Origin of the sequence: Sulfitobacter sabulilitoris, assembly GCF_005887615.1 — a bacterium.
GTDB classification, from domain to species: domain Bacteria; phylum Pseudomonadota; class Alphaproteobacteria; order Rhodobacterales; family Rhodobacteraceae; genus Sulfitobacter_E; species Sulfitobacter_E sabulilitoris.
The window spans coordinates 67,446-83,219 of the sequence record NZ_VANS01000003.1 but is presented as its reverse complement, the minus strand read 5'-3'; the positions used below and the strand labels follow the sequence as shown (position 1 = coordinate 83,219).

Annotated in this window: 17 protein-coding genes; 9 read left to right on the top strand and 8 right to left on the bottom strand. The window is 63.9% G+C overall.

Features of this window, described 5'->3' with window-relative positions; genetic code table 11:
- Positions 1–20: 20 nt before the first annotated feature.
- The 7 genes from sdhD to FDT80_RS12635 all read right to left on the bottom strand — a co-directional run bounded on the left by sdhD (position 21) and on the right by FDT80_RS12635 (position 4,375).
- Positions 21–392 carry a succinate dehydrogenase, hydrophobic membrane anchor protein gene (sdhD, locus tag FDT80_RS12665; protein WP_138662681.1) on the bottom strand — a complete coding sequence of 124 codons (372 nt, stop codon included), beginning with the start codon at positions 390–392 and terminating at the stop codon, positions 21–23.
- 13 nt (positions 393–405) lie between these two features.
- Entirely contained in the window at positions 406–789 is a 384-nt protein-coding gene (sdhC, locus tag FDT80_RS12660) for a succinate dehydrogenase, cytochrome b556 subunit (protein ID WP_138662680.1), read from the bottom strand.
- Positions 790–946: 157 nt separating this feature from the next.
- Positions 947–1,624, bottom strand: coding sequence for a DUF1194 domain-containing protein (locus FDT80_RS12655; RefSeq protein WP_138662679.1), 678 nt, complete (start codon positions 1,622–1,624; stop codon positions 947–949).
- Positions 1,625–1,683: 59 nt separating this feature from the next.
- Positions 1,684–2,733: a MaoC family dehydratase gene (locus tag FDT80_RS12650; protein WP_138662678.1), complete on the bottom strand. Its 1,050-nt coding sequence runs from the start codon at positions 2,731–2,733 to the stop codon at positions 1,684–1,686.
- A complete protein-coding gene (locus tag FDT80_RS12645) occupies positions 2,733–2,936 on the bottom strand; it encodes a DUF1737 domain-containing protein (protein ID WP_138662677.1) in 204 nt (67 codons plus the stop codon). The genes FDT80_RS12650 and FDT80_RS12645 overlap by 1 nt, the downstream gene beginning before the upstream one ends.
- Positions 2,937–2,953: 17 nt before the next feature.
- Positions 2,954–3,511: an NnrU family protein gene (locus tag FDT80_RS12640; RefSeq protein WP_138662676.1), complete on the bottom strand. Its 558-nt coding sequence runs from the start codon at positions 3,509–3,511 to the stop codon at positions 2,954–2,956.
- Positions 3,512–3,517: 6 nt separating this feature from the next.
- Positions 3,518–4,375 (bottom strand): HpcH/HpaI aldolase/citrate lyase family protein, encoded by an 858-nt coding sequence (locus FDT80_RS12635; RefSeq protein ID WP_138662675.1) that lies wholly within the window; start codon positions 4,373–4,375, stop codon positions 3,518–3,520.
- Between the two features lie 317 nt (positions 4,376–4,692).
- Between FDT80_RS12635 and FDT80_RS12630 the strand changes: the two genes are divergently transcribed.
- Entirely contained in the window at positions 4,693–5,025 is a 333-nt protein-coding gene (locus FDT80_RS12630; protein ID WP_138662674.1) for a hypothetical protein, read from the top strand.
- 10 nt (positions 5,026–5,035) lie between these two features.
- Here FDT80_RS12630 and FDT80_RS12625 read toward each other — a convergent pair whose 3' ends face one another.
- Entirely contained in the window at positions 5,036–5,791 is a 756-nt protein-coding gene (locus FDT80_RS12625; protein ID WP_138662673.1) for a sulfite exporter TauE/SafE family protein, read from the bottom strand.
- Positions 5,792–5,909: 118 nt separating this feature from the next.
- Between FDT80_RS12625 and FDT80_RS12620 the strand changes: the two genes are divergently transcribed.
- From FDT80_RS12620 to odhB, 8 genes are all read left to right on the top strand, one after another.
- Positions 5,910–6,746, top strand: a complete 837-nt coding sequence (locus FDT80_RS12620; protein ID WP_138662672.1) for a PRC-barrel domain-containing protein — start codon at positions 5,910–5,912, stop codon at positions 6,744–6,746.
- A gap of 159 nt (positions 6,747–6,905) precedes the next feature.
- On the top strand, positions 6,906–7,868 hold the full coding sequence (gene mdh, locus FDT80_RS12615) for a malate dehydrogenase (RefSeq protein WP_138662671.1): 963 nt from the start codon (positions 6,906–6,908) through the stop codon (positions 7,866–7,868).
- 302 nt (positions 7,869–8,170) lie between these two features.
- Positions 8,171–9,364 (top strand): ADP-forming succinate--CoA ligase subunit beta, encoded by a 1,194-nt coding sequence (gene sucC, locus FDT80_RS12610; protein ID WP_138662670.1) that lies wholly within the window; start codon positions 8,171–8,173, stop codon positions 9,362–9,364.
- Positions 9,365–9,428: 64 nt separating this feature from the next.
- Positions 9,429–9,725 carry a hypothetical protein gene (locus tag FDT80_RS12605; RefSeq protein WP_138662669.1) on the top strand — a complete coding sequence of 99 codons (297 nt, stop codon included), beginning with the start codon at positions 9,429–9,431 and terminating at the stop codon, positions 9,723–9,725.
- Between the two features lie 62 nt (positions 9,726–9,787).
- Positions 9,788–10,675 (top strand): succinate--CoA ligase subunit alpha, encoded by an 888-nt coding sequence (sucD, locus tag FDT80_RS12600; RefSeq protein WP_138662668.1) that lies wholly within the window; start codon positions 9,788–9,790, stop codon positions 10,673–10,675.
- 45 nt (positions 10,676–10,720) lie between these two features.
- A complete protein-coding gene (locus FDT80_RS12595) occupies positions 10,721–11,254 on the top strand; it encodes a DUF805 domain-containing protein (RefSeq protein ID WP_138662667.1) in 534 nt (177 codons plus the stop codon).
- Positions 11,251–14,217: a 2-oxoglutarate dehydrogenase E1 component gene (locus FDT80_RS12590; RefSeq protein WP_138662666.1), complete on the top strand. Its 2,967-nt coding sequence runs from the start codon at positions 11,251–11,253 to the stop codon at positions 14,215–14,217. The genes FDT80_RS12595 and FDT80_RS12590 overlap by 4 nt, the downstream gene beginning before the upstream one ends.
- A 2-nt stretch (positions 14,218–14,219) precedes the next feature.
- On the top strand, positions 14,220–15,767 hold the full coding sequence (odhB, locus tag FDT80_RS12585; protein ID WP_138662665.1) for a 2-oxoglutarate dehydrogenase complex dihydrolipoyllysine-residue succinyltransferase: 1,548 nt from the start codon (positions 14,220–14,222) through the stop codon (positions 15,765–15,767).
- The last annotated feature ends 7 nt before the right edge of the window (positions 15,768–15,774 follow it).

The window sequence follows — 15,774 nt, the reverse complement described above, 5'->3', positions numbered from 1 at the left end:
CGGTCTCCTGAGTGGATGCGTTAAAGCGCAAGGCGCGCGATGGCGAAAAGGCCGGTCGCGGCTGCGGCAAAGCTGATGCAGGTCATCACGACGATGCTGACCTTTTGTGCCAATCCGTGAACATAGTCCTCGATCAGGGTCTGCACACCGTCGTTGAAGTGTTTGAACGTCACAACGATCGTCAGCGTGGCCACGATCGCCGGGAAGGGGCGCCCGAAATAGGCGACCACATCGGCATGCGGCGCGCCCAGCATCGGCCCGAAGGTAAAGACGAAAAGGGGGATAAGAACCAGCAGCGCGCCGGAACTGACGGTCATGGACCAGAAATGCGCGGTGCCGGATTTGGCCGATCCAAGGCCAGCGGCCCGTTTGCGGTCTGTCAGATATTGCATGTCAGCGCCCTTTTCAGATCACGAGGATGGTCAGGATGGTCAGAACGAACGAGCCGCCGATGACCGCGTAGCCCATCTTGTAGGCCGTATCGAGGTCGAGGCCGACGCCCTGATCCCAGATGAGATGCCGCACGCCCGCGAGGGTGTGATACCACAGCCCCCACAGCGACAGGGTCATCACCAGATCGCCGAACCAGCTTGTCAGCACGCCGTTGGCCGTCGCATAGGCGTCGGCGGATGTCGCCGCGGCCAGGAACCACCACACCACCAGCAGCGCCGAGATCAGCATGGCGTTCCCCGTGATCCGCGTCAGGATCGAGGTCATCGACGTCAGTTGCGGGCGATAGATCGTTATATGCGGTGACAGGGGGCGGTTGCCCCGGTTCACATCGGCCATGAGGGATTCCCTTTTTGCAATCTCTTGCTGCTCTTTCTAACGCTTCTGACGCGACTGTCACGGGTCTGTGGCGCGATCAGGCGCGGTTAATTGGCGCGGTTGGCATAAAATGCCGCCGAAAGGGCCTGTTTTGTGATCACGCTTTAAATTGCTGTGATCACTGCACCGTCGCGCGGTCAAGATCGCTGAGCTGCCGCAGGGTTTCGCGCTGCAATTTGCGGCGGATCTGTGCGGGATAATCGTCAAAGCCATTGGCCGTGATGACAAAAGCGCCCTCGCCGGTAATCATGTTCTCGTAAAAATACCCGGTCAGATCGGTGTCGTCCGTCTCGATCGCAAGCGCATTCACGGTGATCCCCGCCGCGCGCAGCGCCCCGCGCTGATCCTGCGGCGCGACGCCTTCGTTCGATATGCCGTCGCCCGAGACGTCGATGACCCGGCGCTTGCACTGCGGCACGCCGTCAAAGGCGGCGCGCGCCGTGATCAACGCCTCGCCGATCGCGGTCGAGTAATTGCGCCAGACGCGCCGGTTGCCATCGATGGCGTCAGCCAGCGCGGCGACATCGGCGGCCGATGCGATGGCGGTCCAGGGGATCGTCTGGCGCTGGCGGGTGGCGCCGGTCCATTGGATCAGGGTGATATGTGCCGCTTGCTCGATCAGCGCGTCGATCACGATCCCGTCGCGCAGGGCGGCGGCCAGCCCGCTCATCTGCACGTCGTATTCGCGGCTATCCACGGATCCCGACACATCGACCGCCAGCACCAGCGCCAGATCGCAGGCACGGGCGGGACCGGTGGCGAGGCCGAGGCAGAGGATCAGAAACCGCAGGATCATGCGGCACAGACTAGCGCGAATTCACCGCCGCGTCGCCCCCGGTTACCCCGATCGCGCGGCTACATCGGCATCAGCGCCCAATAATCCAGGTCCAGCAAAACATGCGGCAGGTACTTGCCGTCCGCACCCCTGAGCGTGAACGCATCGCCCCCCTTGGTCGCCACCAGCCGCAGCCGGATCGCGCCCACGCCCGGGGCCGCGGTTTCGGCCTTGTCCAGAACTTCGGACCAGGCGCGCACCGTATCGCCCGCAAGGCAGGGATTGGCATGCGCGCCCCCGTTCAGCCCCACGACCATCTGCGCGTTGGCCAAGCCGTTGAACGACAGCGCGCGCGCCATCGAGATCACGTGCCCGCCATAGATCAGGCGGCTGCCATCAGGCCGGGCGGACGTGTCGAAATGAACCTTGGCGGTGTTCTGCCACAGGCGCGTGGCCATCATGTGTTCGGCCTCTTCGACGGTCACGCCATCGACGTGGTCGATCTTATCGCCCACCGCGTAATCGCCCCAGCGGTGCGGCTCGCCCGCGAGGGCGAAATCGTACTCGCTGAAATCAAGGCCCTCGGGAATCACCAGTTGCCCGGCATCCAGCGCCGCCGCCAGCTTTGGCACGACCGGGTCGGGCGCCGGCGCGTCGATGTCGCGTTTGCGCACCATCACCCAGCGGACATACTCCAGCACCGCTTCATCATGCTGGTTCACCCCGGTGGTCCGGACATAGACGACGCCGGTCTTGCCGTTGGAATTCTGCTTGAGACCGATGACTTCGGAGGTGCTGCGCAGGGTATCGCCGGGCCAGACCGGCTTGTGCCAGCGGCCTTCGGCATAGCCGAGGTTGGCCACCGCGTTCAGCGACACGTCGGGAACGGTTTTGCCGAACACCACGTGAAAGGCGATCATATCGTCCAGCGGGCTGAACGGCAGACCGCAGTTCTGCGCGAATTGATCCGATGAATACAGCGCGTGACGCGCGGGATAGAGCATGTGGTAAAGCGCGCGTTCACCCACCTTTACCGTGCGCGGCACCGCGTGGGTGATCGTCTCGCCCAGGGTGTAATCCTCGAAAAAGCGGCCCGGGTTGGTCTTGGCGCCGGTGTGCGTCGCGGTCATCACTGCGCCCCCAGCTTGATGTCGGGGTGATAGGTGCCGTCGGCGTCCTTTACCACCGCCTGACCGCAGCGCATGACGCCCGCGGCGTGGTCCCAGGTCTGCGTCGGCGTACCGTAAAGCTCCCAGCCCTTGTTCAGCGCGTCGGTCACCTTGTGGCAAAAGGCGGATGTGTCCTCTTCCGAGAGGAAGCGATAAAGTTTCATGGTCGTGCTCCGAAGGATCAGGAGGGGAAGGGCCAGACACCTGCCCACGTGTGAATTGCGGTGACGATGGCAAAGATGACCACCGTGATCACCGACAGGCGGATATAGGTGGCGCGGCCCGCATGCAGCGGCGCGGCCCAGCCCGGTTCGGCGCGGTTGATCACGATGACCTCGGCCACGGCCCAGGCCAGCATACCGCCGAACAGGATGATCGATGCCAGATCGCCGTTGACCAGCAAATGCGCCACCGCCCAGATCTTGACCGCCGTCAGTTGCGGGTGTCGGATCGTGCTTGCGGGCCAGGCCTTGGCCCCCTTGGCCGCGGACGACCCGTAGACCCAAAACGCCAGCAGCATCGCCGCGTTGTTGACATGCACCATGACGGCGGGCGGCGACCAGACAGGCACGAAATCGGCCCAGCGATAGCCCAGCACCATCGCCACGACCGACGCGCCCAGCACCAGCGCCACGACCCCCTTGCCGGCCGTGCCCATCGCGGCGCGCTGCGCGGGCATCAGCCGTTTGAAAAGATGGGCACCGGCCCAGAGGACAAGACCGAGAATCATGAGGGCCATGCGGGGTTACTCCGTTTTGAGGGCGTTGATCGCCTCTACCTTTGCCAGAGTTTCACGGGCCGTGGCAACGTGAAGGTTCTCGACGATGCGGCCATCGACCACAGCGACCCCCTGCCCCGTCGCCATCACCTCGTCGAAGGCGGCGATCTGGCGGCGGGCCAGATCGACCTCGGCATCGGACGGGGAAAAGGCGGTGTTGGCCACGTCGATCTGCGCGGGATGGATCAACGTCTTGCCATCGAAGCCCATGTCGCGGCCCTGTTCGCATTCGGCGGCCAGCCCCTCTTCATCCTTGAACGCGTTATAGACGCCATCGACGATCGCGATGCCATGCGCCTTGGCCGCCAGCACGCACAGGCCCAGACCCGTCATCATCGGCAGGCGGTCGGGGCGGGCGCGCACCTGCAACTCCTTGGCCAGATCGTTCGTGCCCATGACCATGCCCTGCAATTTCGGGTGGGCGGCGATCGCGGCGGCGTTCAGCATGCCGGCGGGCGTTTCCATCATCGCCCAAAGCGGCATATCGCCGGTCAGGGCCGCAAGCGCATCCAGATCACCCGGCGCGCCGACCTTGGGCAGCAGAATCGCGTCCGCCCCCATGCCGGCGGCCGCCTCGGCGTCCTGCGCCCCCCATTCGGTATCCAGCCCGTTGATGCGAATGATCTTCATCCGTGCACCATAGCCGCCCTGCGCCAGCGCTTCGGCCAGCGTGTCGCGCGCGGCGCGCTTTTCCTCGACCGTCACCGCGTCCTCCAGGTCGAATATGATCGCATCCACCGGCAGCCCCCGCGCCTTGTCCAGCGCGCGCGGCTTGGAGCCGGGAATATAAAGGACAGACCGCAGCGGGCGAGACAGCGACGACATGGCAAAACCTCCGGTTATAAAGTTGCGCGGAGAGGGGCATTTTTTTGCGAAGCTTTCAAGGGCAATCGCGCCGCATCGCAGCAAAAACCATCCGGGCGGCGGGCGCGACCGACCCGTTAACCAATATTTCAAGGCTTAGGACGGATGATCGGGAGGTCGCGGCATCCTGCATAGGGCCATCCCGGCATATCGCCGGACCATCCGGGCGGGGGCCCGCGACCGTTATTGATCCTGAACCGGGCCGCCCGGTCATCGCCGGGAAACCGGGCCCAACGGATGACAGCGGGTGTCGCCTTTGCATCGAAAGGCAGACGCGAATGACACGTTATTCAAAGATGTTTCACCTGGGCGCGCTGACCACCGCCGCCGCCCTTGTGATTGTCACCACGACGGATGCGCTGGCGCAATCGCCGCGCAACTGCGGACCGCGCGAGGTGGTCGTGACCCGGCTGGCGGAAGGGTACGGCGAAACGCGCCAGGCCATCGGGCTGGCGGCCAACGCCGCATTGATGGAGATCTTTGCCTCGACCGAGACGGGAAGCTGGACGATCACGGTGACGCTGCCCGGCGGGCTGACCTGCCTGATGGCGTCGGGGCAGTCCTATGAGGCGCTGAGCGAGCCCTTGCCCGCCCGCGGCATCCCGTCATAACGCGCGGGCGTCAAAACAGCCCGTCCCAGATCAGCTTGACCCCCGTCACACCAAGCAGGACATACGTCAGCGCAAAGAACAGGCGTTCGGGCACGACACGGTGGGCCCGAACGCCCAGCCACGCCCCCAAAAGCGCAAAAGGCGCCAGCGCCAGGTTGGCCGTCGCCGTCTGCCAGGTGAACATGCCCAAGGCGGCATAGGGCACGAACTTGGCGATATTGAGCACCCAGAAGACCAGAACCGTGGTCGCCTGAAACTGTGTTTTCGACAGCCTGCGCGAGAGCAGGTAGACGGCGGCAGGCGGTCCGCCCGCGTGGCTCACGAAACTGGTGAAGCCCGCCACGACCCCCGACAGCGCCCCCGCCCATGTCGGCAGCGCCTGTGTCGCGGCACGCACCAGCCCGCGGGCGACCGCGATCTGCCAGGCGACGAACGCAATCGAGATCCCCCCGATCAACAAGCGGAAAACGTCGGCCTCCGCCACGGTGTAGAGCGCCGCGCCCAGGGCCACGCCCGGCAGGCCGCCCGCCACCAGCAGCGCCGCGTCGCGGATGCTCCATTTTTGCCAGTAAGGGCGCAAAGTGCTGACATCGATCAGCATCAGCAGCGGCAGCATGACGCCCAGCGCCTGCCCCGGTTCGATCACCAGCGCCAGCACCGACGCCGCCGCAAACGCCGCACCCGACCCGAATCCGCCCTTGGAAATGCCGGCGAAAATCACCGCAGGCCCGGCAACCATGAAGAACGCCGCATCAAGAACGATCATGCAAGCGGTCTTTCGCCGGGTTGAAATTAATTTCGATCATCGCGGAACGTCAGGTCCGATCAAACGTTCTTTTTCCAGTACGTAACCATGCGAAATCAAAACTTCGAAAGGGAAGAAAATGAAACGTTTTCTGAGCACTACAGCTTTGGCCATCGTTGTTGCAACCTCGGCCCACGCGGCCGGTCATTCCAACGGAATTGGCGCCATGACGCAAATGGAATCAAGCGATTTCTTTGCGTCTGACCTGATCGGAATGCGCATCTACAATTCCGAGGTCGAACTTGACGCCATGGCGCCCGTGGCGGACGGCGCGGAATTGGAATGGGACGACATCGGCGAGATCAATGATCTGATCGTGTCGCCCGAGGGTGAGGTGAAGGCGGTGATCCTGGGTGTCGGCGGCTTCCTCGGTCTGGGGGAGCGTGACGTCGCCATTTCCATGGACAGCATCAAGATCATGACCGAAGAAGGCGACGCGGGCGATCGGTTTCTCGTCGTGACGACCAGCAAGGAAATGCTGGAGGCCGCGCCGGCCTTTGAGCGCGACATGAACGACAGCGCCGCGATGGAGCAATCCAGCGAGGCGACCGAAACCGCTATGTCCGACAGCGCGGACCGCACCATGCTGACGCCGCCCACGGTCGAGCGCGACGGCTATGCCGAATTGGACAGGGCCAAGATCGACGCCCTGACCGCGGAAGAACTGCAAGGGTCGTACGTTTACGGCCCCGATGACGAGACGGTAGGCGAAATCGACAGCTTGGTCCTGAATGACGGCGGCATGATCGAAAAAGTCGTGATCAACGTCGGCGGCTTCCTGGGATTGGGCGAAAAGCAGGTCGCGGTCACCTTCCCGGAACTGCGAGTGCTGCGCAACGTCGAGGGCGACGACACGCGCATCTACATCGACAGCACCGAGGAGGCGCTGGAAGCTCTGCCCGAATACGAGGGATAAGCGCATCTGGCCCCAGGCCGGTCGAAAGCCGGGCCGCTCCCGATCGGAGCGGCCCATTTTCGTGTGGCACGACATCGTGGTCGGTTTCCACGCGCTTGCGCCGCGCGTCCCGACGGGATAGCACAGGCGCAAATTTAACCCATCGCGAGGATATTTTTCATGGCCAGACCCAAAATCGCCCTCATCGGCGCAGGTCAGATCGGCGGCACGCTTGCCCATCTGGCAGCCATCAAGGAACTGGGCGACGTTGTCCTGTTCGACATCGCCGAAGGCATTCCGGAGGGCAAGGCGCTCGACATCGCGGAAAGCGGCCCGGCCGAAGGTTTTGACGCGGCCATGTCCGGCACCCAGTCCTATGCCGATATCGCGGGCGCGGACGTGTGCATCGTCACCGCCGGGGTCGCCCGCAAGCCGGGAATGAGCCGCGACGACCTGTTGGGCATCAACCTCAAGGTCATGAAATCCGTGGGCGAAGGCATCAAAGCCCATGCGCCCGACGCATTCGTCATCTGCATCACCAACCCTCTCGACGCGATGGTCTGGGCGCTGCGCGAATTTTCCGGCCTGCCGCACGAAAAGGTCTGCGGCATGGCGGGTGTTCTCGACTCCGCGCGCTTCCGCCACTTCCTTGCCGAGGAATTCAAGGTGTCGATGCGTGACGTCACGGCCTTTGTGCTGGGCGGGCACGGCGACACGATGGTGCCGCTGGTGCGCTATTCCACGGTCGCGGGTATCCCCCTGCCCGATCTGGTAAAGATGGGCTGGACCACCCAGGAAAAGCTTGACGCGATCGTGCAGCGCACCCGTGACGGCGGCGCCGAAATCGTCGGCCTGCTGAAAACCGGCTCCGCCTTCTATGCGCCCGCGACATCGGCCATCGAGATGGCCGAGGCCTACCTCAAGGACCAAAAGCGCGTGCTGCCCTGCGCCGCGCATGTGGATGGCGCCTATGGCCTCAACGGCTTCTACGTCGGCGTGCCCACGGTGATCGGCGCAGGCGGAATCGAACGCGTGGTCGAGATTTCGATGAACAAGGACGAGCAGGCGATGTTCGACAATTCCGTCAAGGCCGTCAAAGGCCTTGTCGAGGCGTGCAAGGGCATCGACGAGACCCTCAAGTAATCACGTCTGACCAGACAGGTGAATCGGCGCGCCCTTTGCGGCGCGCCGATTTGCTTTCAGGCCACGGATCGGTGGGCTTTTCGCCGCCAATGCGACCATTTTCAGCGATTTTTTGAATAATTCCGGGATTCGGCCTGCAAAGTCGTTTTCGAGAGATATTTTGTGATCACAGCATTTTGGGGTGTGATCACAAATGTCGGTTTTCGCTGGCATAAGGCCCCCAACTTCCAAATAGTGTTTTCGGAGCCTTCGCTAGAGGGCGTATACCGCGATCTGAACCGAAACTGAACGGGATCCATTTTATGAATATCCACGAATACCAGGCCAAAGCCCTGCTGCGCAGCTTTGGCGCCCCTGTGTCCGACGGGCGCGTGGTGCTGAAAGCCGAAGACGCCAAGAACGCCGCAGGAGAACTGGATGGCCCATTGTGGGTGGTCAAGGCCCAGATCCACGCGGGCGGACGCGGCAAGGGAAGCTTCAAAGAGGCCGACGCCGGCGAAAAGGGCGGTGTCCGGCTGACGAAATCCGTGGAAGAAGCCGCCGAAGAGGCCAAGCGCATGCTCGGCCGCACGCTGGTCACGCACCAGACCGGCCCCGCCGGCAAACAGGTCAACCGCATCTATATAGAAGACGGATCGGGCATCGAAACCGAGATGTACCTCGCGCTGCTGGTGGACCGCCAGACAAGCCGCGTGTCCTTCGTCTGTTCGACCGAGGGCGGCATGGACATCGAGGAGGTGGCCGCCGCCACGCCGGAAAAGATCCTGAGCTTCAGCGTCGATCCCGCAACCGGATACCAGGCCTTTCACGGCCGCCGCATCGCGTTTTCGCTGGGACTGACCGGAAAGCAGGTCAAGCAATGCGTGAACCTGATGGGCATCCTCTATTCCGCCTTCATCGAAAAAGACATGGAGATGCTTGAGATCAACCCGCTGATCGTCACCGACGGCGGCGAACTCAAGGTGCTGGACGCTAAGGTCAGCTTTGACGGCAACGCGATGTACCGCCACGCCGATATCGCGGAACTGCGCGACACCACCGAGGAGGACCCCAAGGAACTGGAAGCCTCCAAGTACGACCTCAACTATATCGCGCTGGATGGCGAGATTGGATGCATGGTCAACGGTGCGGGCCTTGCGATGGCCACGATGGACATCATCAAGCTGTACGGCGCCGAACCTGCCAACTTTCTTGACGTCGGCGGCGGCGCGACCAAGGAAAAGGTCACCGAAGCGTTCAAGATCATCACGTCGGATCCGCAGGTCAAAGGCATCCTGGTCAATATCTTCGGCGGCATCATGCGCTGCGATGTGATCGCCGAGGGCGTGGTCGCCGCAGTCAAGGAAGTGGGCCTCAAGGTGCCGCTCGTCGTGCGCCTGGAGGGTACGAACGTGGACGCGGGCAAGAAGATCATCAACACCTCGGGTCTGGACGTCATCGCGGCGGACGACCTCAAGGATGGCGCCCAGAAGATCGTGAAAGCGGTCAAGGGCTGACATGGCGGTGCCGGGGGCCTGGTCCCCGGCGGCTGCCTCTGCCACCGATCAAGGACTGGACCCGATGACCGAAACCCCGCGCACATCGCCGATACTGGCAGGGCTTGCCCTGCTGGGAACGGGCTTGGTGCTGCGTCGCTGGCAGCCCCGGCTGCTGGACATGCCCGAACGGGCCGAGGGGGCCAGCGACGCCGGCACCCCGGCCCAGCGCGTCGCACGTAAAGGCCGGGACGGCGTGGCCACCGTGTTGCCGGACAACATGACCGGGGCCATCGGGCGATCGCTGATCGTCATGGGCGCGGGGCTTTTGGCTCTGCGCGCGCTGGATCTGCTGGTGGACGAGGACGACACGATTTTCTGACCGAACCGAATTCAGGGCGGGCCGGACCCGCCATAAAGACCGAACTGACCAAGGAGCCACACATGGCCGTACTTATCGACGAAAACACCAAAGTCATCTGCCAGGGCCTCACCGGCTCGCAGGGGACGTTCCACACCGAACAGGCGATCGCCTATGGCACCAAGATGGTCGGCGGCGTGACCCCGGGCAAGGGCGGCAGCACGCATCTTGACCTGCCCGTCTTCAACTCGGTCCACGAGGCCAAGCACGTGACCGAGGCCAACGCGTCGGTCATCTATGTCCCGCCCCCCTTTGCCGCCGATTCCATTCTGGAAGCCATCGACGCCGAGATGGAGCTGATCGTCTGCATCACCGAAGGCATCCCGGTGCTGGACATGATGCGCGTGGCGCGCGCGCTCGAAGGCTCCAAGTCGCGGCTGATCGGGCCGAACTGCCCCGGCGTGATCACGCCCGACGCCTGCAAGATCGGCATCATGCCGGGCCATATCCACAAGCGCGGCTCCTGCGGGGTCGTTTCGCGCTCGGGCACGCTGACCTACGAGGCGGTCAAGCAGACCACCGACATGGGTCTGGGGCAATCGTCGGCCGTGGGTATCGGCGGCGACCCGATCAAGGGCACCGAACATATCGACGTGCTCGAGATGTTCCTCGCGGACCCGGAAACGCAGTCGATCATCATGATCGGCGAGATCGGCGGCTCTGCCGAGGAAGACGCGGCACAGTTCCTGGCCGATGAGAAGAAGAAGGGCCGCTGGAAGCCCACCGCCGGGTTCATCGCCGGGCGCACCGCCCCTCCGGGCCGCCGCATGGGCCACGCGGGCGCAATCGTCGCCGGTGGCAAGGGCGGCGCCGAGGACAAGATCGAAGCGATGCGCGCCGCGGGCATCGTGGTGGCCGACAGCCCCGCAACCCTGGGCGAGGCCGTGCAGGAAGCCATCGACAAGGGCTGATCATCGGCCCCGAACACCCGCCGCGTCGCGGTTGAAGGATACGGAATGACATTCACCAAGTCAGTCAGAACCTGCTTTCGCAAGTACTTCACCTTTTCGGGCCGCGCCTCGCGGTCCGAATACTGGTGGTTCATTCTGTTTCTTCTTTTGGGGGGCGTTGTCGCCAATGTCGTCGACAGCGCCGTCTTCGGGTTCGGCCAGATCGCCACGGCGCCCGGCGCGGCGGCGGTGGACGCCGGCAACGGCCCGGTGTCGGGCCTGTTTTCGCTGGCCACGCTGATCCCGTCGCTGTCGGCAGGCTGGCGCAGGATGCATGACACCGGGCGATCCGGCCTGTATCTGCTCTATCCGATCATCGTGATGATCGGCGTGACGATGTTCCTGGGCCTGCTTGGCGGCTTCACCGCTGTGCTGACCGGGGACCTTGGCGCGATCATTGCCGGTGCCGGCGGCCTTGTACTTGCGATGGCGACCATCATCTTGGTGCTGTCTCCCCTGATTGTGCTGTGGTGGCTGACGCGCCCCTCGCACCCCGGCCAGAACGCTTACGGTCCCAACCCACACGAGGTATCCCCATGACCGACCATCCCGCCAACGACCAGTTCCACGCCTCCAGCTTCATGCAGGGGCACAATGCGGAATACCTCGAGCAGATGTACGCGCGCTATGCCAACGACCCCGGCGCGGTGGATGAGGCATGGCAGGCGTTCTTCAAGGCGCTTGGTGATGACGAGGTCAGCGTCAAGAAGGAGGCGTCGGGCCCGTCCTGGGCCCGGCCGGATTGGCCGCCGCAGCCCGCCGACGAGATGACCGCCGCCCTGACCGGCGAATGGCCCGTGCCCCAGGCAGAGGTGCGCGCGGCAGGCGACAAGATCAAGGCGAAGGCCGGCGAGCAGGGCGTCGCCGTCACCGACGATCAGGTCAAGCGCGCCGTTCTGGACAGCATTCGTGCGCTGATGATCATCCGCGCCTACCGGATCCGGGGGCACCTGGTCGCCGATCTGGACCCGCTGGGCATGCGCGAGACGACGCCCCATCCGGAACTGGACCCGAAATCCTACGGCTTCACCGAAAGCGACATGGACCGGCCGATCTTCATCGATCAGGTGCTCGGGCTGGATATTGCCAGCATGCGCGAGATCATCGACATCGTGAAGCGCACCTACTGCGGCACCTTCGCGTTGCAGTACATGCACATTTCCGACCCCGAGCAGTCGGCCTGGCTGAAAGAGCGGATCGAGGGCCTGGGCAAGGAAATCTCGTTTACTCGCGAAGGCCGCCGCGCGATCCTCAACAAGCTGGTCGAGGCCGAAGGCTTCGAGAAGTTCCTGCACGTCAAATACATGGGCACCAAACGGTTCGGCCTTGATGGTGGCGAAAGCCTGATCCCCGCGATGGAGCAGATCATCAAGCGCGGCGGCAACCTCGGGCTGCAGGACATCGTGATCGGCATGCCCCACCGCGGCCGCCTGTCGGTGCTCGCCAACGTGATGGCAAAGCCCTACCGCGCGATTTTCAACGAATTCCAGGGCGGCAGCTTCAAGCCCGAGGACGTCGATGGATCGGGCGACGTGAAATACCACCTTGGCGCCAGTTCGGATCGCGAATTCGATGGCAACATCGTGCACCTGTCGCTGACCGCCAACCCCAGCCACCTTGAAGCCGTGAACCCCGTCGTTCTGGGCAAGGCCCGCGCCAAGCAGGACCAGCTCAAGGATGCGGAACGCACCAAGGTCATGCCGATCCTGCTGCACGGCGACGCCGCCTTTGCCGGTCAGGGCGTCGTGGCGGAATGTTTCGCGCTTTCGGGTCTGCGGGGTCACCGGACGGGCGGCACAATGCACCTGGTGGTCAACAACCAGATCGGGTTCACCACCGCGCCGCATTTCTCGCGCTCCTCGCCCTATCCGACCGACAATGCGCTTGTGGTCGAGGCACCGATCTTTCACGTCAACGGCGACGATCCCGAAGCCGTGGTTCACGCCGCCAAGGTCGCCACCGAGTTCCGCCAGAAATTCCACAAGGACGTGGTGATCGACATCTTCTGCTACCGCCGCTTCGGTCACAACGAAGGCGACGAGCCGATGTTCACCAACCCGGTGATGTACAAGAAGATCAAGGGCCAGAAGACCACGCTCAGCCTTTACACCGAACGGCTGGTCAAGGATGGGCTGATCCCCGAAGGCGAGATCGAGGACATGAAGGCCGCCTTCCAGGCGCATCTGAACGAAGAGTTCGAATCCGGCAAGGAATACCGCCCCAACAAGGCCGACTGGCTGGATGGCAAGTGGTCGCACCTCGACCGGATGAAGGAAAAGCGATACCAGCGCGGCAAGACCGCCATCGACAAGAAGACCCTCAAGGATGTCGGTCGCGCACTGACCACCGCACCGGACGATTTCCCGATGCACAAGACCATCGGGCGACTGCTGGACGCCAAGCGCGAGATGTTCGAGACCGGCAAGGGCTTCGACTGGGCCACGGGCGAGGCGCTGGCCTTCGGATCGCTGCTGACCGAAGGCTACCCTGTGCGCCTGTCGGGCCAGGACAGCACCCGCGGCACGTTTTCGCAGCGTCACTCGGGGCTGATCAACCAGGACACCGAGGAACGCTTCTATCCGCTGAACCATATCCGCGACGAACAGGCCCATTACGAGGCGATCGATTCGATGCTGTCGGAATATGCCGTCCTCGGGTTCGAATACGGCTATTCGCTGGCCGAACCCAATGCCCTGACCCTGTGGGAAGCGCAGTTCGGCGACTTTGCCAATGGCGCGCAGATCATGTTCGACCAGTTCGTCAGCTCGGGCGAAAGCAAGTGGCTGCGGATGTCGGGCCTCGTGTGTCTGTTGCCGCACGGCTTCGAGGGGCAGGGCCCCGAACACTCCTCCGCCCGGCTCGAGAGGTTCCTGCAGATGTGCGGACAGGACAACTGGATCGTCGCCAACTGCACGACGCCGGCCAACTATTTCCACATCCTGCGCCGGCAGTTGCACCGCTCGTTCCGCAAGCCGCTGATCCTGATGACCCCGAAATCGCTGTTGCGTCACAAGCTCGCGGTCAGCACGGCGGATGAATTCACCACCGGGTCCAGCTTTCACCGGGTGTTGTGGGACGACGCCCAGCATGGCAATTCCGACACCAAGCTGGCGGCCGACGACAAGATCAGGCGCGTGGTGATGTGTTCGGGCAAGGTTTACTACGACCTGCTCGAGGAACGCGACGCCCGCGGCATCGACGATGTCTATCTGCTGCGGATCGAACAATACTACCCCTTCCCCGCGATGAGCCTCGTCAAGGAGCTCGAGCGTTTCAAGGGCGCCGAAATGTTCTGGTGCCAGGAAGAGCCCAAGAACCAGGGGGCCTGGACCTTTATCGAGCCCAATATCGAATGGGTTCTGGGCCGCATCGACGCCACCCACAAGCGGCCGCACTACGTCGGCCGCGCGACATCCGCCTCGCCCGCGACCGGGTTGGCCAGCCAACACAAAGCCCAACAAGCAGCGCTCGTCGACGAAGCACTGACGATTGAAGGAAAGTGACGATGACAACCGAAGTACGTGTGCCCACGCTGGGCGAATCCGTGACCGAAGCAACCGTGGCGACCTGGTTCAAGAAACCCGGCGACGCCGTTGCGGTCGATGAAATGCTCTGCGAACTGGAAACCGACAAGGTGACCGTCGAAGTGCCCAGCCCCGCGGCCGGCACGATGGGCGACATCGTCGCGGCCGAAGGCGAAACCGTGGGCGTTGACGCGCTGTTGGCCACGATCGCCGAAGGCGATGCCAAGCCCGGCAGCGCGGCCAAGTCCGAGAAGGCGCCCGAGCCCAAGGCCGACGCCGCCCCCGAAGACAGCCCCGCGCCCAAGTCCGGCGGCGGTGCATCGGTCGATGTGATGGTTCCCACGCTGGGCGAAAGCGTGTCCGAAGCCACGGTCAGCACATGGTTCAAGAAAGTCGGCGATACCGTGGCGCAGGATGAGATGCTCTGCGAGCTTGAGACCGACAAGGTCAGCGTCGAAGTGCCAAGCCCCGCGGCAGGCACCCTGACCGAGATCCTCGCCGAGGAAGGCAGCACGGTTGAGGCCTCCGCCAGACTTGCCGTGATCACCTCGGGCGAGGGTGCCGCCGCGTCGGCCCCCGCGCAGGAAGAAGCCCCCGCCCCCGCCGCGCAAAAATCCGGGACCGGCAGCGGCAAGGACATAGAGGACGCGCCCTCGGCCAGGAAAGCGATGGCCGAGGCCGGCCTCAGCCGCGATCAGGTCACCGCATCGGGCCGCGATGGCCGCGTGATGAAGGAAGACGTCGCCCGCGCGCTGGAGGCCGGCAAGGCCGCCGCGCCGGCGCCGGCAGCGGCGGCAGCGCCCCGCGCGCCGGTCAGCGCCGATGACGCCAGCCGCGAGGAGCGGGTCAAGATGACCCGCCTGCGCCAGACCATCGCCAAGCGTCTGAAAGACAGCCAGAACACCGCCGCGATGCTGACCACCTACAACGAGGTGGACATGACCGAGGTCATGGCGCTCCGCAACGAATACAAGGACCTTTTCTTGAAGAAGCACGGCGTCAAGCTGGGCTTCATGTCCTTTTTCACCAAGGCCTGCGTGCATGCCCTGCGCGAGGTGCCCGAGGTCAATGCCGAGATTGACGGCACCGACATCGTCTACAAGAACTTCGTGCATATGGGCATCGCCGCGGGCACGCCCACGGGGCTCGTGGTGCCGGTCATTCGCGACACCGACCAGATGAGCTTTGCCGATATCGAGAAGGCGATCGCCGAGAAAGGCGCCCGTGCGCGCGACGGCAAGCTCTCGATGGCGGAAATGCAGGGCGGCACCTTCACCATCTCCAACGGTGGCGTCTACGGCTCGCTGATGTCCTCGCCGATCCTGAACCCGCCGCAATCGGGCATTCTCGGCATGCACAAGATCCAGGACCGTCCCATGGCCGTGAACGGCAAGGTCGAGATCCGTCCGATGATGTATCTCGCCCTCAGCTACGACCACCGCATCGTCGACGGGAAGGGCGCGGTCACCTTCCTCGTCCGCGTCAAGGAAGCGCTCGAGGATCCGCGCCGCCTGCTGATGGATCTCTGAGCACCAA